The organism is Schaalia cardiffensis F0333 (genome assembly GCF_005886435.1).
Lineage (GTDB): Bacteria > Actinomycetota > Actinomycetes > Actinomycetales > Actinomycetaceae > Pauljensenia > Pauljensenia cardiffensis.
Genome location: NZ_CP040505.1, coordinates 1,359,792 through 1,377,582, shown reverse-complemented (window position 1 = coordinate 1,377,582; position 17,791 = coordinate 1,359,792). Strand labels below are relative to the sequence as shown.

Genomic DNA, 17,791 nt, shown 5'->3' with positions numbered 1-17,791 from the left:
TGCGAGTACGAAGCTCAGCGTCCCCGGGAAGAGACGAAAGCAACCTGAGAAGAGGCGATGAGCGCTCGCGCCTTGGGTGGGGAAGAGAATCGACGGAGAAGAGGAACTGCGAAGAAGAATCAGTGTCTACAGCTTGAAATCTCGTGTTCGGCATGTGTGCGGGACTCGAGTTGGAAAGTCGAATGCTCAATCGACACGGGGAAATGCTCGGCGACGCAGTCTTGGAACTGGTGGAGAAGAGTGGTGGCATGCCCATCGGCGAAGCACTCATCAGCGAGGACGATGTGGGCGGTCAAGACGGGAAGACCCGTGGCGATCTCGTAAGCGTGCAGATCATGAACATCGAGAACATGGGGGACTGAGGACAGATGCTCGTGAACCTCCGAAAGGTCGAGGCCTTTGGGGGTCGATTCCATGAGGATCGACCCTGCTTCGCGGATGATCGTGATCGCCCTGGGAACGATGAAGGCTGCGATGAGCATGCCGGCGATCGCGTCTGCGCGGGTCCAGCCGGTGAGGGCGATGATGGCGGCGGAGGCAATGACTGCGACCGAACCGAGGGCATCGTTGACGACCTCGAGGAAAGCGGCGCGCATATTGAGGTTCGCGCCGCGCCCACTCGCAAGGATAAGGATTGACGCGACATTGCCTACCAGGCCCACGATGCCGAAGACCAGGAGCCCGACTGAGGCGATCGGGCGCGGGGTGATGAGCCGTTCGATGCCCTCAATGAAGGCGAAGGTGCCGACTCCGAGCAGAACAGTGGCTTGTGCTCCCGCCGCGAGGACTTCGGCTCTGCGCAGCCCCCAGGTGTGCTCCGAGGTTGCGGGTTTTTCAATGAGCGAGGCCGCGGTCACAGCGATGGCGAGTCCGGCGACATCGGTGAGCATGTGCCCGGCGTCGGCGAGAAGGGCCAGTGATGAAGTCCAATACGCCCCGATGACCTCGGCAATGAGAATTGTCGTCGTGATGATGAGCGTCAAGATGAGGCGTCCGCGATGCGCGGAGGAGTGAGAGTGAGAGTGAGCGTGAGAGTGGCTCATGGGAGATGAATGCCTTCCTTCTGCCACTCCGTGGCCCCCCTCAAAGGCGAGGAGGCAAGGGTGACCTTAGTAGTGGCGTCCCTGCTCAGGGTACACATGATGATCGCCTTCAGGAAAGGAATGCTGAAGCTCGCGACTGCTCAAAGCTGGGGTGAGGAGAACGCTCGGCCCATACGGATAGTGCAGAGGCTCACAGGCGGATAGCGCAGAGGCTCGCATACGGATAGTGCAGAGGCTCACGCCGGCAGATTCGCCTTGGAGATCGTGGCTCGCACGTCAATACTCTGATTCGCCCGGGCTGGAATAGCCGCCAGCGAAAGCTTCTCGCCCAGAAGCTTCGCGAGCGCCTTCGTCGAGTCGTCCTCGCCGTGAACGCAGAAAACCTGCCGGGGAGCGGGCTTGAGGGCCCCCACCCAATCGAGCAACTCAGAAGCATCCGCATGCACTGAGAACTCCTCGTCTCGCACGACCCGGCAGCGCACCGCCACCTCCATTCCGTGCATCTTCACAGAAGTCGCACCATCAAGGAGCGAGCGTCCTCGCGTCCCGATCGCCTGATAACCGGTGAGGATGACGCAATTGTTCTCCCCGGGCAGCATGCGCTCGAGATGATGCAAGACTCGGCCCCCGCTCGCCATGCCGGATGCGGAAATAATGATCGCCGGCCTGCCGAAAGTGTTGAGCGCCTTCGATTCGTTCACACTTCGTACTTCATGCAGATCCAGGTGGGACAAACGCAATCCCCCCGCCTCCTCGCAAAGCTCATCGGCCTGGCTTCGCGCCCGATAGATCTCCAGGGAAGACAAAGCCATCGGCGAATCAACGAACACGGGCACATCCGGGATGCGCCCCTCGCGCAACATCTCATCCAAGGCGAGCAGGACCACTTCCGTGCGATCCACGGCGAAGGCCGGTATGAGGATGCTGCCGCCTAAATCCACAGTGGAACGGATCGCCTCCGCAAAGGCTTCGTGGGCGGGACCTACAGGATCAGGATGTTCACGGTCACCGTAGGTCGATTCAACGAGGACCAGGTCCGCGCCTTCAGGGATCTCTCTCTGACGCAAGACCGGATGGGTGGCGCGCCCCAGATCGCCCGAGAAGAGGATCGAACCGTCCGGGGTCGACAGGCGGATCGAGCCCGAGCCGAGGATGTGCCCCGCCCTCGTCCAAGTCGCTTCCATACCGTCCCCGAGGTCGAGGGGACGAGCAAACTCGATCGTGCGGAACATGGGGAGGGTACGCTCAACATCCCCGATTCGATAGAGGGGCTGCGCGTTCGCATGGCGTGAGAAGCCGTGAGCGTTCGCGAAGTCCGCGTCGCGTTCCTGCAAGAAAGCAGAGTCGCGCAAAATGATCTCGGTCAGCGCGAGGGTTGAGTCCGTCCCCCAGATCGCGCCATTGAAGCCCTCTTTCACGAGCCTGGGCAGATACCCCGTGTGGTCCATGTGTGCGTGGGTGAGGAGAACATCGCTGATCGACGAGGGCGGAACGGGGAATCTGGACCAGTTGAGCAGGCGAAGTTTCTTCTGCCCCTGGAACATGCCGCAATCGATGAGGATTCTCCTGGGTCCCGAGGCAGTGTCGAGGTCGATGAGGTATTTCGAGCCGGTGACCGTGCCAGCTCCTCCGAGGAAAGTCAGACGTGTCGCAGCCATGACACAAGTGTGCCTTGCGTCACTGCTTGGTGCGGGAGTTTCGTGGGCGGGGCGGGCAAAAGGGCAGGGCGGCGAGTGGAATCGGCTGCATTACAGCCCTAAGGCGCCTGCGACGGCGACACCGCCCGCCGCCTGTCGTAGACTGGCCGAGTTGTCATGCGCCCTTTCGGGCGCCCCATACCCGTAAACGTTTTGGAGTGCACGCACGTGAAGAGCACCGTTGAGACTCTCGAGCCCACCAAGGTCCGCCTCACCGTTGAGGTTCCCTACGAGGAGATGTCCTCCGAGATGGCCAAGGCCTACAAGGATATCGCCGAGCAGGTCTCCATCCCAGGCTTTCGCAAGGGCAAGGTGCCGGCCCGCATCATCGACCAGCGTTTCGGCCGTGCCGCCGTCATCGAGCAGGTCGTGAACGAAGTCCTTCCGGGCCACTACTCGGACGCCGTCGCCGAGCAGGGACTTCGCCCCATGGCTCAGCCCGAGGTTGAGGTTACCGAGATCCCGAACACCACCGGCGAGCAGGGCGGCCAACTGATCTTCACCGCCGAGGTCGCCGTCGTCCCGGACTTTGAGCTGCCCGAATTCGACGAGAACACGGTCATCACTGTCGACTCCACCGAGGTCACCGAAGAGGACGTCACAGCCGAACTCGACGAGTTGCGCGGACGCTTCGCGACCCTTAAGACCATCACCCGTAAGGCGAAGACCGGCGACTACGCGACGATCGACATGGTCGCCACCGTCAACGGCGAAGAAGTCGACTCCGTTTCCGAGGTCTCCTACGAGATCGGTTCGGGCACGATGCTTGACGGCCAGGACAAGGCCCTGCGCGGCACCAAGGCCGACGAGGTCGTCACCTTCGTCTCCACCCTCAAGGGCGGCGAACACGAGGGTGAAGAGGCCGATGTCACCATCACGGTGAAGAACGTCAAGGCCCGCGAACTGCCCAAGGCCGACGACGACTTCGCTCAGATGGTCTCCGAGTTCGACACGATGGACGAACTCATGGAAGACCTCAAGACCCAGGCCGCTTCCTCGAAGTCCTCCCAGCAGGCCCTCCAGGCCCGCGACAACCTCCTCGACCATCTGCTCGACAAGGTGGAGATCCTCCTGCCTGAATCGGTCGTTGAGCACGAGCTCAGCCAGCGCCTTGGCGAGGATGCGAAGCCGAAGGAGAAGAAGGAGACCCGCGCGGCCATTGAGAAGGAGATGCGCTCCGAGCTCCTCTCCGAGGCGATCGCTAAGAAGCTCGACGTCCAGGTTTCGCAGCAGGAACTCATCGACTACGCGATCCAGATGTCGCAGAACTTCGGCGTTGACATCAACCAGCTCTTCTCCTCCCCGCAGCAGATGTCGGCCGTCATCGCCGACCTCGGACGCGCGAAGGCCCTCATCGAGGTTCTGCGTCTCGTGAGCGTCAAGGACTCCGAAGGCAATGACGTTGACCTGTCCGCCTTCCTCGGTGACACCGCAGAGGAGGCTTCTGAAGCTGAGACCCTTGAGGAGACAAGCGCCGAAGCCGCAGATGGGGAAGAGACTTCCATCGAGGAGTGAGCTTCTCAACTGTGAGAGTGTGGGCCGACATCCTTAGGTGATGTCGGCCCACACTCGTCACCTGGCCACTCGCCCTCGAGCTTGGGATGCGCCGACAGCGAAAAGAGGGCGCGCGGGCCGCGTTCAACGATCCACAAGCGGTAGCTTGGATGCCAGCAGGATCCGATAAGAGGATCCATCGAATAGAGGAGGAGCACGTGAGCGACGCGCAGATGGCCAGGGGAGGCGCCGATTCAATGGCGAACCTCTCCGACTCCGTCTACCAGCGACTCTTGAAAGAGCGCATCATTTGGCTCGGAGGCGAAGTGCGCGACGAGAACGCGAATGCGATCTGCGCGCAGATGCTTCTCCTGGCAGCCGAAGACGCCGAGCGTGACATCTACTTGTACATCAACAGCCCCGGCGGCTCTGTCACAGCGGGTATGGCGATCTACGACACGATGCAGTACATCAAGCCCGATGTAGTCACCGTGGGGATGGGCCTTGCGGCCTCAATGGGGCAGTTCCTCCTCACCGCAGGAACACCCGGCAAGCGCTACATCACGCCGCACACTCGCGTCCTCCTCCACCAGCCCCTCGGTGGGGCAGGGGGTTCTGCAACCGAAATCCGCATCAATGCCGACCTCATCCTCAAGATGAAGAAGGAACTGGCGGAGATCACCGCGCAGCGCACCGGTAAGTCCGTCGAGCAGATCGAAGTGGATGCGGATCGCGATCACTGGTTCAGCGCGCGCGAGGCTCTCGAATATGGTTTCGTCGACCGCGTCATCGAGACCCCGCAGGAGATCGGTCACCGCGTTGAAGAAGGAGCGAAGTGATGAGCACCACCCCTTATTTCGAGGGCATCGCCCGCACCATGCCGCAGTCTCGCTACGTCCTGCCGAGCTTCGAGGAACGCACCGCCTACGGGTATAAGCGTCAAGACCCCTATGCCAAGCTTTTCGAAGATCGCATCGTCTTCCTCGGCGTCCAGGTCGATGACGCATCCGCCGATGATGTCATGGCGCAGCTCCTCGTCTTAGAGTCGCAGGACCCCGATTCCCTCATCACGATGTACATCAACAGCCCCGGCGGTTCCTTCACCGCTCTGACTGCCATCTACGACACGATGCAGTACATCAAACCGCAGGTCCAGACCGTGTGCCTGGGGCAGGCCGCTTCCGCTGCCGCAGTGCTGCTCGCCGCAGGTTCGCCCGGCAAGCGCCTCGCACTGCCCAACGCTCGTGTCCTCATCCACCAGCCTGCGATGGAAGGCGTGCAGGGGCAGGCCTCCGATATTCAGATCGTCGCCGATGAGATCGATCGGATGCGCGTGTGGTTGGAGGAGACTCTCGCCAAGCATTCGGGCACACCGGTTGAGCAGATTCGCCGCGATATTGAGCGCGACAAGATCCTCACCGCCGCTCAGGCGAAGGAATACGGTCTGATCGATCAGGTCCTCGCCTCCCGCAAGGGCGAGTGATATCGAGAATCGCTTTGGGGGTCGCAGCATCCGGTGATGCTGCGACCCCCAACACTTATTCGATTATCGGGTGCTCAGTGTGCCGAATGGCGTCACATGGAGGCCTCAATTAGGGTGAAACTGTGAAGCGTGTGCCCACCATCGTGGGCGCCCCGAAATAGTGGGAGGCCAGCCGTGGCTCGATTGACCGACGGAGCTGAACTACTCAAATGCTCCTTCTGCGGGAAGAGCCAGAAGCAGGTTCGCAAGCTCATCGGCGGTTCCGGTGTCTACATCTGCGACGAGTGCATTGAGCTGTGCAATGAGATCATCGAAGAGGAACTCGGCGAAAAGTCCACTGAGACCTCCTCGACACCCCTGCCCACGCCCCGCGAAGTCAAGGAGTTCCTCGATTCGTGGGTGATCGGCCAAGACAGAGCCAAACGTGCACTCTCTGTTGCCGTGTACAACCACTACAAGCGCGTCCGCTCGCGCGAGGCCGGTAATGAAGAGGACATGCTCGGCACCAAGTCGAATATCCTCCTCCTGGGCCCAACGGGCACCGGAAAGACGCATCTTGCGCGCAGCCTCGCCAGGCTCTTGCACGTCCCCTTCGTGATCGTCGACGCGACTGCCCTCACAGAAGCCGGATACGTCGGCGAGGACGTGGAGAACATCCTTCTGCGCCTCATCCAAGAGGCCGACGGCGACATTAAGAAAGCCGAGCGCGGCATCATCTACGTCGATGAGATCGACAAGATCGGGCGCAAAGGCGAGAACGCCTCCATCACCCGGGACGTTTCCGGCGAGGGCGTCCAACAGGCTCTCCTGAAGATCATCGAAGGGACGGTCGCCTCGGTGCCTCCACAGGGAGGACGCAAGCACCCCCACCAGCAGTTCCTCGAAATCGACACCTCCGGGATCCTCTTCATCGCCGCGGGCGCCTTCGCTGGCATTGAAGACATTGTGAAGGCCCGCATTGGGCAGCGATCCACAGGTTTCGGTTCCGATTTGAAGTCGAAAGCGGAGATGGGGGACCTGTATGAGGCGATCACCCCGGAAGACCTCCATAGGTTCGGCATGATTCCCGAATTCATCGGTCGTCTGCCCGTCTTGACCTCCACGAAGGAACTCGCCGAGGAAGACCTCGTGAAGGTGCTGACAGAACCCAAGAACTCTTTGCTCCGCCAGTACCAGCACCTTTTCGAACTCGACGGAATCGACTTGGAGTTCACTCATGAGGCGCTGCTCGCCATCGCCGCCCTCGCCAATGAACGCAAGACAGGGGCGCGTGGCCTCTCTTCGATCATGGAGCGGACCCTTTCGGACCTCATGTTCGAGCTTCCCAGCCGTGACGACGTCGCACGCGTCGTCATCACCCGCGAGTATGTTGAGGGAACAGGGGAGCCAGAATTGTACGCGCAGCGAGGCGACGACATTCGCTCCGCCTGAGGGGGCGGGGAAATATGAACGGGGGAGAAACCATGAGTGAATCGGGGCACGAAACGAATCGTGTCAATCATGGACCTGCGGATCCTGCCGGTCTTGACATCCCCCCAGAGCTCGCCGCTGCGCGCCAAACGATTGACAATATCGACGCGGCCCTGGTCCATATCCTCGCGGAGCGCTTCCGCTGCACTCAGCGTGTCGGCCACATTAAAGCCCTCAACGAACTGCCGCCCGCTGATCCTGCCCGTGAGGCTCGTCAGGTTGCCCGCCTGCGGGCCCTCGCCGAACAGTCCGGTCTCGACCCTGATTTTGCTCAGAAATTCCTCGCCTTCATGATCACCGAAGTCATCCGCCACCACGAGGACATCAAAGCCGAGTACGAGAGCGGCGAGTAAAGCCAAGACGGGCATGATCCGCGCTGGCCTCATTCTCTCTGTAGGGCGGGGGACAGCATCCTGTGCTCTGAGGCGCTGATCCTCTCACTTCAGGGTAGGGTGCTTCACATTTTGCGCATTCTTGGCTGAGTTGCTGCTTCCTTCGAGGAAACTCCCAGAAAAGCTCCCTTAAATGTCAGACAGCGAGCGGGACCCGCCGCACTGACACCGAAAAATACAAGGAGCCTTCACATGAAGAATCACCGATCCGGCCACATCCTTGTCGCTGCCGGCCTGGCACTCACCATGGGCCTTCTCGGCGCCTGCTCTTCCAATGCCTCGGGCGACAAGCCCGGTGCCAACGCCTCGAGCACCGTCAAATCCGCAGAGGACGCGACCCTCATCTTTGCCCAGTGCATGCGCGACAAGGGCTTCGATGTGCCGGACACCGGTCTGACCGCAGACAACCTCAACGACACCTCCGACGCCTTCAACGATGCGATCAACGAGTGTCAGCAGAAGGTCGGCCCCGCCCTCGGCGAGGAGAACGACCTCACCAAGGATCCCGCGGCTCAAGAACAGCTCGTCAAGGGCGCTGAATGCCTGCGCGACCTCGGCTACGACGTCGCAGATCCCGAGGTCGGCAAGGGCCTGAATGTGAAGGACATCCCCTCCGATGCCCTGCAGAAGTGCTTCAGCAACCAGGGGGCGCAAACCAAATGACCGCGGAGTCAACAGACACGAAACCCGCGCGTAAGCGCCGCAAGGTGATCATCGGCGCCACCATTGTTCTGGCATTAGGGCTCGTCGGAGTGGGAACGGCTGCCGCCCTCGGCACCTTCTCCGCCGCTGAGAAGAACGAATCAGAAGGGAACGTCTTCACGGGCTCCACTGATGTCGTCACGCGCGGCACCCTTGAAGGCGAGACCACGGCAGTCGGGACCCTGCACTACGCAGACCGCTACAAGTTCCGCGGCGCCTTTGAAGGCGTCGTCACGAAGCTGCCAACCCCCGGCACGACCCTGACACAGGGCGACATGATCCACCAGATCGGTGACGAACCCAGCTACCTCATGCACGGCAACACTCCTGCATGGCGCACCTTCGAACCCGATATGAGTAACGGTGAGGATGTCACCCAGCTGGAAACCGCGCTCCAACAGCTCGGCTACTTCACTGGGGAGCCGAATTCTCACTACGACTGGCTCACACGTTCCGCGATCCAGAAGTGGCAGAAAGACAACGACCTCGTCCAGAACGGCATCCTGCCGCTGGGCCGCGTGGTCTTCGCACCTGAGGACCTGCGCGTGGGGACCATGATCGCTCGCGTCGGGGATCGCGCGAATGCCGAGACGGACCTGTTCAATGTCTCAAGCACGCGCCAGATCGTCAGCGCCAACCTCAAGCTTTCCGACCAGAAGCTCGGTGTGGTGGGCAATAGCGTCAAGCTCCGCCTGCCCGGCGGGGAGACGACCACGGGGACGATCTCCGCTGTGGAGCCTCCGACGGATAAGTCCGCTGCGGGCGACCAGAAGAACTCTGATTCTTCGCAGGACTCGAGTTCCGAAAAGGAACGGATTATCCCGATCACTGTGACGCCCGACGACCCGGAGGCGACGAAGAACCTGCAAGAGGCTTCAGTGACTCTCGGACTCATCAGCGAAAAGCGCGAAAACGTTTTGTCGGTGCCCTTGAGCGCCCTCATCGCCCTCACTCCCGACCAGTTCGGAGTCGAGGTGGTGAATGATGACAACACCACGCGCAAGGTGCCGGTGACAACTGGCCTCTTCGCCGGGGACCGTGTCGAAGTGACCAGCGACGAGCTGTCTGAGAATCAGCGCGTGGTGGTGCCCGACCGATGAGCCGAATCCTGTCACTGCATGACGTGCGCCGCACCTATGGCGAACCGCCCGTGGCGGCCTGCGCCGGGGTCAGCCTCGCAATCGAGCGGGGGGAATTCGTCGCGATCGTCGGCCCGTCGGGGTCGGGCAAGTCCACCTTGCTCAACCTCATCGGGACCCTCGACCGTCCCACCTCGGGCACGGTTGAGATCGATGGGATCGACGTGTCGCGGCTCTCGGACCGCAAGTTGTCGGCTCTGCGCGCTCACCTCATCGGCTTCGTCTTCCAGCAGTTCCACCTCTCTGAAGGCATGAACGCGATCGATAACGTCGCCGACGGCCTTCTCTACCTCGGGGTACCGCGCGCTGAAAGACGACAGAAAGCTGAAGCTGCTCTCATTCGCGTTGGACTATCCCACCGCCTCTATCACAAGCCCCATCAGATGTCGGGCGGCGAGCGTCAGCGCGTTGCCATCGCCCGCGCTGTTGTCGGCGATCCGCCGCTGCTGCTGGCAGACGAGCCCACGGGCAACCTCGACTCCGTGTCGGGTGCGTCCATCGTGGAACTGCTCCATGAGCTCCACGAACAGGGCACCACCATCGTCGTCATCACTCACGACAACGATCTCGCCTTGCAGCTGCCCCGACAGATCGCCATCAAGGATGGGCGCATCGTTCACGATTCCGCCGCCAAAGAGGTGGCCCATGTCTGAGCACTCCATGAATATGCATTCAAAACTGCGTTGGTCTGACGTGGCGCGCCTGGGTGGAACCGGGATCCGCGCCCGTCCGACGCGCGCGATTCTCTCCGCACTGGGGATCGCCATCGGTATCGCCGCCATGGTGGGCGTCATCGGCGTTTCCACCTCCAGCCAGGCGCAGCTCGCCGAACAGCTGCGTGCACTGGGCACCAATATGCTCACCGCTCAGGCCGGTAACGACCTGTCCGGTGTGTCCACGAAGCTGCCCAGTGACGCGGTCGGACGAACCCGCCTGATTGATGGCGTCGAGAAGGCGACCTCCACCTCCACGCTTTCGGGAGTGTCGGTCTACCGTTCCCGCCTCGTCGACAAGAACGCGACGGGCGGTACGATCACCATGGCTGCCGAACAGTCCCTGCTTGACGTTGTCGCCGGTTCGGTCGCAAAGGGCACGTGGCTCAATGACGCCACAGCCGGCTATCCTGCGACGGTTCTGGGAGCCAGAGCCGCTCAGCTGCTCGGCGTCGTCAATCCGGGCACCCAGGTCTGGATCGGCAACACATCCTTCACGGTCATCGGCATCCTCGACCCCGTGACCCTTGCACCCGAACTGGATAATGCCGCGCTGATCGGCACGGAAATTGCGAAACAGCAGTTCGACTACAAGGGTGAGCCGACCACGGTCTACGAGCGTTCGGCCGAGGACAAGGTCGAGGACGTGCGCGCCTTGCTGGGCCCCACCCTCAGCCCGAAGAATCCGACTTCGGTCGAGGTTTCGCGCCCCTCTGACGCCCTCGCGGCCAAGAACGCGGCAGATCAGACCTTCACTGCTCTGCTGGTCGGAGTCGGTTCGATTGCTCTGCTGGTCGGCGGCATTGGCGTGGCGAACACGATGATTATCTCGGTGCTAGAGAGGCGAAGGGAGATCGGCTTGAGGCGCTCTCTGGGCGCTATGCGCGGTCATATCCTCATCCAGTTCCTCGCCGAAGCACTGCTCCTGGCCTTTTTGGGCGGAGCCGCCGGGTGCGTGCTCGGCATTGGCGTCACGCTCGGCATGAGTGTCGCTAACGGCTGGCCCTTCACCCTTCCGTGGTATGTCGTCGTCGCGGGCCTGTCGGTCACGATGCTCATCGGCGCTGTCGCGGGTCTCTACCCGGCGGTTCGCGCCTCGCGTACCCCTCCGACCGCGGCGCTCAACGCCCAGTAGGAGCTCAGCTCAAAAGGCGCATCCAGCCCTGGAAGGGGTATTCACGCGAACAGTTGGGCCCGCCGACCATATGGTCGGCGGGCCCAACTGCATGCTGTCAGAATCCTGCGCCCCAGGGGTGCGGCCACAGCCTTCGCTCCCCGGAATGGGGGGCTCAGGCTTGCGTGGGACTCAGGCTTGCAAGGTGACTCAAGTGCGGAAGGAAACTCGGCTTGTACAGGGAACTCATGCCTGAACAGGGCCGCCGTAGAGCTCATCAATGATGGGGGTGAGACGCAGTACCGCCTCACCGCGTTTGACTTTCAAAGAGGGAGTGAGCATCCCATTCGCCTCGGTGAAATCCGATGCGAGGACCGTGAACTTACGGATCGACTCAGCGCGTGAAACATGAGCGTTCGCAGAGTCCACAGCCTTTTGCAAGGAGGCAAGAACCTCGACGTTCGTCCTCGCATCGGCAACACTCATGGGAGGCAGGCCGTGAGACTCCAACCACACGGGAAGCATTTCCGCATCAAGAGTGATGATCGCCGACACGAAGGGCCGCTGATCGCCGACAACGAGGACCTGCGAAATCAAAGGATGAGAACGCATCGGGTTCTCCAAGAGGGCCGGGGCGACGTTCTTGCCCCCAGCGGTCACGATGATCTCCTTCGCACGCCCCGTGATCCGCACATAACCGTCACGATCCAAAGAACCCAAGTCTCCTGTCTTGAACCATCCATCTTCGGTGAAGCAAGCAGCGCTCGCCTCGGGGTCGTTATTGTAGCCATGGAAAACAGAGGGACCTTTGAGGAGAATCTCGCCCTCGTCGGAAATCTTGAAGGACATAGGCGGCAATGCGGGGCCCACGGTCCCGATCTTCGACAGACTGGGGGTATTGACCGACACCGGCCCCACTGTTTCCGTCAGACCGTAGCCCTCCAAGACGGGGATGCCCAACCCCCGGTAGAAGTGGCCGAGCCAGGTCGCCAAGGGAGCGCCGCCCGACACGATGTAGCGCGCGTTACCGCCCACCAGTTTCACAATATTCTGGTAGACGAGTTTGTCCGCCAGAGCACGCTGGGCTCGCAGCGAACGCGAGGGCCCCTCAGCGGTGTCCAAGGCCTTGGAGTATTCAATCGCCACATGGGCCGCCCAGCGGAAGATTGTTTTCCTCGCGCCTTTCGAGGCTTTAGCGTCAGCCGAGTTGTAGATCTTCTCCAAGACGCGAGGCACCACCAGCAGGTAGGAAGGCTTAAAGGACGCGAGGTCGGGCAGCAGGTTCTTAATATTCGGAACATGGGCCAAAACCCCGTTACCGCTGATTTGGAAAACCTGTAAGAAACGGGCAAACACATGCGCGAGGGGAAGGAAGAGCAAGAGGCGCGAGTCCTTCCCCGCTGCGATTTCCGGCATCCACGCGTGGGCGTTGAGGCACAGGTTCGTGAAGTTCTCGTGGGTGAGCACGGTGCCCTTAGGGGTGCCGGTCGTTCCCGAGGTGTACACGATCGTGGCGATATCGTCTTTCCTCAGGGCATCAGTGCGCGCCGTGACTTGAGTGCGGGGAATGCCCGCGCCCTCTGCGATGAGGGTCTCAATCGCTTCGGAGTCGAGGGAGAGAACGGTGACGCGGTGGCGGCCGCTCCGCTCAGCGGCGGCGCGCACGATCTCCGCCATTGACACGGTCTCGGTGATGACCAGGTCGACTTCGGCATCGGAGAGGACATGGGTGACTTGCTCGATTGAACTCGTCTCGTAGATGGGCACCGGGATCAAACCCGCGCTCCAGGATGCGAAGTCCAGGAGAGTCCACTCGTAGCGGGTGCGGCTCATGATCGCGATTCTTTGACCTGGCGCTAATCCTCGTGCGATGAGCCCGGCCGCGACCTGTTGAACTTCCTCGTAAAAACCTCGGGCACTCAGGGGCCGCCATGCATCGCCCATGCCAAGTTTTCGCAGGATCAGGGGACGAGGAGCTGAACGCTGCACTCTTTGCTTGAGGAGGAAAGGAATTGTCGTTGAGTCGTCGATGCGCACGAGGGTCGGAGCATGCCATTCGAGGGCGTTCGTCGCGCCCTCTTCTGCGAGTTCGGCGTCCTGAGCGAGGTCCTCCTCGACGGGATTTTCATCTGGGGTCATCGGAGCTCCTATCCGGGTGTGCATGAGGGGAGTGCATCCAGCCTAAACCGTGTGTCGGCTTGGATAAGGGGGAAGAGAAGATGATGAGGAAGGAGGATCGGATGCCTCAAAGGGCACGATCAGCTTCGCTCCAGCCACCACTAAGGACAGCGGGCCTGAGATGCTGCGCTGGGAAAGAGGGGTTTTGTCGTAGTAGCGCTGAGGTGGACGGAAGACGAGAAGAACTCTATTCGGCGAGGGTCGTGCGGCGTTGGATGAAATCGTGGAAGCCAGGGACTGTGAAAGCGACTCTGCCGAGCTCGGGTGAGTAGATGAGACCCTTGGAGATGAGAGAGGCCCGGATGGGCCCGAGAGACTGCACCTTCTTGCCCAAGCGCTCGGCAATGGAAGAAGTTGTCGAGGGCTGAGGGCCGTCGAATGCCATCGCCGATAGGTAATTCCGTTCTGCGGGCGTCGCCCGATCCCAACGGGCCGGAAAGAAACCCGAGTCGAGCTGTGCGAAACCGAGAAGAAGAGCGTTACGGGCGTCGTGCACGGTGAAAGGAGAACCCTCGGCGACCCTCCACATGGCGGAGCCGAGCTCCTGGATGAAGTAGGGGTAGCCTTGGGAGGCCTTGGCAAGGATTCCGAGAGCTATATCGTCGAATTCTGCATCCATGGCGTGTGCGGGGCCGAGGAATGCCGCACGGGTCTCTTCGGCGTTGAGGGAATCGATAATACGAACATTGAACATCCTCTCCGCGTAGGACTTCGTTTCTGCGAGGATCTTGGGAAGATTCGGTAGTCCCGCTCCAATGATGTAGAAAGGCAGTGCACGTTGGCTGCACTCGTGCTGGCACGAGAGCAGAGCTGCAAGCAGACCGGGGTCGAGGTCTTGGAGTTCGTCGATGAAAAACGCGATTCCCTTGTTTTCGTCGCGGAGGACCTCTGCGGTGTCGATGACGGCGTCGAGTAGATCGAGTTCATAGTTGCTCGTCGACGCCCGACCGGGGTCTCGGGCAACGCCGAAGGACACATCGGTGAGCCCGAGGGAGATATTGAAAGATGTGATCGTGGCGAGCATCTGACGGACGCGCGATGTGGATGCCTGTGCGGATCGGGCGAAAGATGCGGCGTTCAATCCCTGGATGAGGATCTGGCGCGCCGTGGTGGCCCCGGCTGTTCCCGGACTGGCTTCAAACTTCACTGCAACCCAGTCCGCGTTCTCTGCCTCCTGAAGCATACGGTTGAGCAGCACCGTCTTGCCGACGCCGCGCAATCCGAGGAGGAGAATCGGCTGATCGGGGCCAAGACTACGGGCGCTTCGGGTGATGAGTGAAGAGAAGAGCTTAAGATCCTCGTTACGGCCGACCAGCTCAACGGGCGGGCGGCCAGAGCCGGGGGTGTAAGGATTCGATGACGCGTCCATGCACTGATTATAGCTTCGTATAACCCTGTATAGGGTTTTGTTATACAGGGCTATACAAAGCTATACGGGCGAGCTTGCGACGTGTGAGAGCCAGCGCTCCTCGAAGCACCAATGACGCCAAGTGGGCACCGGCGAATGCCGATGCCCACTGGTCGGGATCACAAGGATCAGGCCTTCTTGCGCTTGGCCGGAGCCTCGCCGAGTTCGAAGGAGACGACGCGAGTTTCAGCCTCGCCATCTTCGGCCGCCTCGTAGGAGACAAGCTCAAAGGGCCCCTCGACCTTCGACGCGGCGCTGAGATCCGCGAGAACCCCCTCGATCGCCGCCTTCGAAGCCTGTGGCACCTCAAGGCTGACCTTGAGGAAAGGCGTACGAGGAGACACCTTCGCCTCCGACTTCACTCGGCGCAGCGCAATAAGTGCTGCGGATGCGGCGCGCAGCACCTCCGGGTCACCGGCCACGTCCTCGAGCCCCTCAAGCGTCGGCCACGGAGCACGATGGATCGAGCCGGGGCGATACCACGACCAGACCTCTTCCGTCACATAGGGCAAGAAGGGGGCGAGCAGGCGGATCACCGTGTCAATGACAATCGCGAGCACGGTCCTGGCTGAAACGGCCTCGTCCTCGGCCCACTTGCCATCGCGGTTGTAGGCGCGCTCCTTCACGAGCTCCAAATAGTCATCACAGAAAGTCCAGAAGAAAGACTCCGTGACCTCCAAAGCGCGCGAATGGTCGTAAGCGGCCAGAGCATCGCTCGCCACCGAAATAACACGACGCAGCTCGGCGATCACCGAACGATCCAACTCCAACGAGATCCGAGCCGGATCAAGATCAAGAGCCGTGTTCTCCCCGCCCATCGTCAAAGCGAACTTCGAAGCGTTGAGGACCTTGATCGCAAGGCGACGGCCGATCTTCATCTGTGCCTCATCGAAGGTCGCATCAAGGCCGAGCCTGGCTGAAGCCGCCCAATAACGCACCGCGTCCGAACCGTACTTCTCGAGCAGGCCCATGGGCGTGACGACATTGCCCTTCGACTTGCTCATCTTCTTATGGTCAGGATCGAGGATCCACCCGGAGATGCCCGCGTGCTGCCACGGAAGAGCCCCGAACTCAAGGTTCGCGCGCACGACCGTGGAAAAAAGCCAGGTGCGGATAATGTCTTGACCCTGAGGACGCAGATCCATCGGGTAGGTCCGTTCGAACAGGTCCTCGTCATGAAGCCAACCGCAGGCCAACTCAGGGGACAGGGACGAGGTCGCCCAGGTGTCCATGATGTCGAGCTCTCCGACGAAGCCGCCAGCCTTGCCGCGCTGCTCTTCAGAGTAACCGGCGGGTGCATCGGTCGAAGGATCAACCGGGAGGGCGTCTTCACGAGGAGTGATGACCTTCGAATAGTCGACCTCGCCGTTCTCATCGACCTCGTACCACAGCGGGAAAGGAACGCCGAAGAAACGCTGCCTGGACACGAGCCAGTCGTTATTCAGGCCCGTCACCCAGTTCTCGTAGCGGACCCGCATGAAATCCGGGTGGAACTTCAGGTCGCGGCCACGGCCCACCAGCTCCTCGTTGAGGTCCAGCCTAGAAGCCGGATTCGTCCAGGGCTTACCGCCATTGCGGATATACCACTGGCGAGAGGTCACGATCTCAAGGGGCTTATCGCCCTTCTCGAAGAAATTCGTCTGACGCACGGTTTTCACCGGTTCGCCGCGCAATTCACCAGACTCCCTCAAACGGGCGACCACGGCCTCGCGGGCACTGAAGGTTGTCTTGCCCGCAATCTCGGCGAAAGCCTCGCGCCCGCCGTCGGAGACGATCCACTCGGGAGTCTCAGCCTGGATGCGCCCATCCTTGCGCAAGATCGCGCGCAAAGGCAGCTCAAGATCGCGCCACCAGTCGATGTCGGTGGTGTCGCCGAAGGTGCAGCACATGGCGATGCCCGCGCCCTTGTCCATTTCAGCTGCGGGGTGGGCCAAGACGGGAACCTCCACGCCGTACACGGGCGAGGCGACCTTCGTGCCGAAGAGCGGCTTGTAGCGTTCATCATCCGGGTGGGCGACGAGGGCGACGCAGGCGGCGAGAAGCTCAGGGCGGGTCGTTTCGATGCAGACGTCCTGGCCGTTCTCGATCGGAGCTCCAAGGGCCGCTGCTTTCGCGCCCGCATCCGCATCGCACAGGTGGAAGGCGAGACGATGATAAAAGCCCGGGTACTCGCGGGATTCGAGCTCGGCCTGGGCGACCGCCGTCTGGAAGGTGATGTCCCACAGGCCCGGAGCTTCAGACTGGTAGGCCTCCCCGCGTTCGAGGTTGCGCAGGAATGCGGCCTGGGCGATCTTGCGGGCGCGCTTGCCGATGGTCTGGTAGTTCTGCTTCCAATCGACTGAAAGCCCCAGGTAGCGCCACAGGGCCTCGAATTGCGCCTCGTCCTCGACGGTGAGGCGTTCACACAGCTCCACGAAGTTCTTGCGGGAGATCGGCTGCTGGTCGCGGGCCTTGATGGACTTGCCCTCACCGCCCTCGTGCGGAGGGACGAAATCCTCGACGTAGGGCAGGCTCGGGTCGACGCGCACACCGTAGTAGTTCTGCACGCGGCGTTCCGTTGGCAGGCCGTTGTCGTCCCAGCCCATCGGGTAGAAGACGGCCTTACCGGTCATGCGCTGGAAGCGGGCGACGACGTCGGTGTGCGTGTAGGAGAACACGTGGCCGACGTGGAGGGAGCCCGAGACCGTCGGCGGGGGAGTGTCGATCGAGTAGACCTGTTCGCGGACCGCGGTGCGATCGAAGGCGTAGACGCCGTCTTCCTCCCAGGTCTTGCCCCATTTGGCTTCAAGGCCTTCAGCGCCGACGCGCTCGGGCACCTTCGGGGCGGGAACTGAGGTCGCAGTGGTGTCGGGACGCTCGCCCATAGTCTGTATTCTCCATCCGAGTCGTGGACATGTGACGTCTAAGCCTAGGTGGTAAACGCTGGACGATACCAATGCCTCGGCTGAAATCGACTGT

14 protein-coding genes are annotated in these 17,791 nt (G+C 61.5%); 9 read left to right on the top strand and 5 right to left on the bottom strand.

Annotated features, from left to right (window positions below; genetic code table 11):
• Positions 1-119: 119 nt before the first annotated feature.
• Together FFA61_RS05750 and FFA61_RS05745 are read right to left on the bottom strand one after the other, a co-directional pair.
• A complete protein-coding gene (locus tag FFA61_RS05750; RefSeq protein ID WP_005964476.1) occupies positions 120-1,043 on the bottom strand; it encodes a cation diffusion facilitator family transporter in 924 nt (307 codons plus the stop codon).
• Positions 1,044-1,279: 236 nt separating this feature from the next.
• Positions 1,280-2,701, bottom strand: coding sequence for an MBL fold metallo-hydrolase RNA specificity domain-containing protein (locus FFA61_RS05745; protein WP_005964470.1), 1,422 nt, complete (start codon positions 2,699-2,701; stop codon positions 1,280-1,282).
• A gap of 207 nt (positions 2,702-2,908) precedes the next feature.
• Here FFA61_RS05745 and tig point away from each other — a divergent pair, with 207 nt between their 5' ends.
• The 9 genes from tig (at position 2,909) to FFA61_RS05700 (ending at position 11,268) form a co-directional block, all read left to right on the top strand.
• The gene (gene tig, locus FFA61_RS05740; protein ID WP_040314177.1) at positions 2,909-4,255 is read left to right on the top strand and encodes a trigger factor; all 1,347 of its coding nucleotides are present in this window, start codon (positions 2,909-2,911) and stop codon (positions 4,253-4,255) included.
• A gap of 212 nt (positions 4,256-4,467) precedes the next feature.
• Positions 4,468-5,073, top strand: a complete 606-nt coding sequence (locus FFA61_RS05735; RefSeq protein WP_040314365.1) for an ATP-dependent Clp protease proteolytic subunit — start codon at positions 4,468-4,470, stop codon at positions 5,071-5,073.
• Positions 5,073-5,717 carry an ATP-dependent Clp protease proteolytic subunit gene (locus FFA61_RS05730; RefSeq protein WP_005964461.1) on the top strand — a complete coding sequence of 215 codons (645 nt, stop codon included), beginning with the start codon at positions 5,073-5,075 and terminating at the stop codon, positions 5,715-5,717. Before FFA61_RS05735 ends, FFA61_RS05730 begins: the two co-directional genes overlap by 1 nt.
• 174 nt (positions 5,718-5,891) lie before the next feature.
• Positions 5,892-7,148: an ATP-dependent Clp protease ATP-binding subunit ClpX gene (gene clpX, locus FFA61_RS05725; protein WP_005964458.1), complete on the top strand. Its 1,257-nt coding sequence runs from the start codon at positions 5,892-5,894 to the stop codon at positions 7,146-7,148.
• 32 nt (positions 7,149-7,180) lie between these two features.
• Positions 7,181-7,540, top strand: coding sequence for a chorismate mutase (locus FFA61_RS05720; RefSeq protein WP_131247349.1), 360 nt, complete (start codon positions 7,181-7,183; stop codon positions 7,538-7,540).
• A 231-nt stretch (positions 7,541-7,771) separates the two neighbouring features.
• Complete coding sequence (locus FFA61_RS05715) at positions 7,772-8,242, top strand: hypothetical protein (RefSeq protein WP_005964453.1); 471 nt, start codon at positions 7,772-7,774, stop codon at positions 8,240-8,242.
• A complete protein-coding gene (locus FFA61_RS05710) occupies positions 8,239-9,381 on the top strand; it encodes a peptidoglycan-binding protein (protein WP_005964450.1) in 1,143 nt (380 codons plus the stop codon). The genes FFA61_RS05715 and FFA61_RS05710 overlap by 4 nt, the downstream gene beginning before the upstream one ends.
• Positions 9,378-10,073 carry an ABC transporter ATP-binding protein gene (locus FFA61_RS05705; protein WP_005964448.1) on the top strand — a complete coding sequence of 232 codons (696 nt, stop codon included), beginning with the start codon at positions 9,378-9,380 and terminating at the stop codon, positions 10,071-10,073. The genes FFA61_RS05710 and FFA61_RS05705 overlap by 4 nt, the downstream gene beginning before the upstream one ends.
• Entirely contained in the window at positions 10,066-11,268 is a 1,203-nt protein-coding gene (locus FFA61_RS05700) for an ABC transporter permease (RefSeq protein ID WP_005964445.1), read from the top strand. Before FFA61_RS05705 ends, FFA61_RS05700 begins: the two co-directional genes overlap by 8 nt.
• Before the next feature lie 225 nt (positions 11,269-11,493).
• Here FFA61_RS05700 and FFA61_RS05695 read toward each other — a convergent pair whose 3' ends face one another.
• From FFA61_RS05695 to valS, 3 genes are all read right to left on the bottom strand, one after another.
• Positions 11,494-13,386 carry an AMP-dependent synthetase/ligase gene (locus FFA61_RS05695; protein WP_005964441.1) on the bottom strand — a complete coding sequence of 631 codons (1,893 nt, stop codon included), beginning with the start codon at positions 13,384-13,386 and terminating at the stop codon, positions 11,494-11,496.
• Positions 13,387-13,612: 226 nt separating this feature from the next.
• Entirely contained in the window at positions 13,613-14,794 is a 1,182-nt protein-coding gene (locus FFA61_RS05690) for an ATP-binding protein (RefSeq protein WP_005964438.1), read from the bottom strand.
• Positions 14,795-14,961: 167 nt separating this feature from the next.
• Positions 14,962-17,697, bottom strand: a complete 2,736-nt coding sequence (gene valS / locus FFA61_RS05685; protein WP_005964435.1) for a valine--tRNA ligase — start codon at positions 17,695-17,697, stop codon at positions 14,962-14,964.
• Positions 17,698-17,791: the final 94 nt, after the last annotated feature.

Bases quoted from the DNA above. Each gene is read 5' to 3' on its own strand.
- FFA61_RS05715 (WP_005964453.1), top strand. From the start codon at position 7,772: ATGAAGAATCACCGATCCGGCCACATCCTTGTCGCTGCCGGCCTGGCA.
- FFA61_RS05705 (WP_005964448.1), top strand. From the start codon at position 9,378: ATGAGCCGAATCCTGTCACTGCATGACGTGCGCCGCACCTATGGCGAA.
- FFA61_RS05735 (WP_040314365.1), top strand. From the start codon at position 4,468: ATGGCCAGGGGAGGCGCCGATTCAATGGCGAACCTCTCCGACTCCGTC.
- FFA61_RS05745 (WP_005964470.1), bottom strand. From the start codon at position 2,701: ATGGCTGCGACACGTCTGACTTTCCTCGGAGGAGCTGGCACGGTCACC.
- FFA61_RS05730 (WP_005964461.1), top strand. From the start codon at position 5,073: ATGAGCACCACCCCTTATTTCGAGGGCATCGCCCGCACCATGCCGCAG.
- FFA61_RS05750 (WP_005964476.1), bottom strand. From the start codon at position 1,043: ATGAGCCACTCTCACGCTCACTCTCACTCTCACTCCTCCGCGCATCGC.
- valS (WP_005964435.1), bottom strand. From the start codon at position 17,697: ATGGGCGAGCGTCCCGACACCACTGCGACCTCAGTTCCCGCCCCGAAG.
- FFA61_RS05695 (WP_005964441.1), bottom strand. From the start codon at position 13,386: ATGACCCCAGATGAAAATCCCGTCGAGGAGGACCTCGCTCAGGACGCC.
- FFA61_RS05720 (WP_131247349.1), top strand. From the start codon at position 7,181: ATGAGTGAATCGGGGCACGAAACGAATCGTGTCAATCATGGACCTGCG.
- FFA61_RS05700 (WP_005964445.1), top strand. From the start codon at position 10,066: ATGTCTGAGCACTCCATGAATATGCATTCAAAACTGCGTTGGTCTGAC.
- FFA61_RS05710 (WP_005964450.1), top strand. From the start codon at position 8,239: ATGACCGCGGAGTCAACAGACACGAAACCCGCGCGTAAGCGCCGCAAG.
- FFA61_RS05690 (WP_005964438.1), bottom strand. From the start codon at position 14,794: ATGGACGCGTCATCGAATCCTTACACCCCCGGCTCTGGCCGCCCGCCC.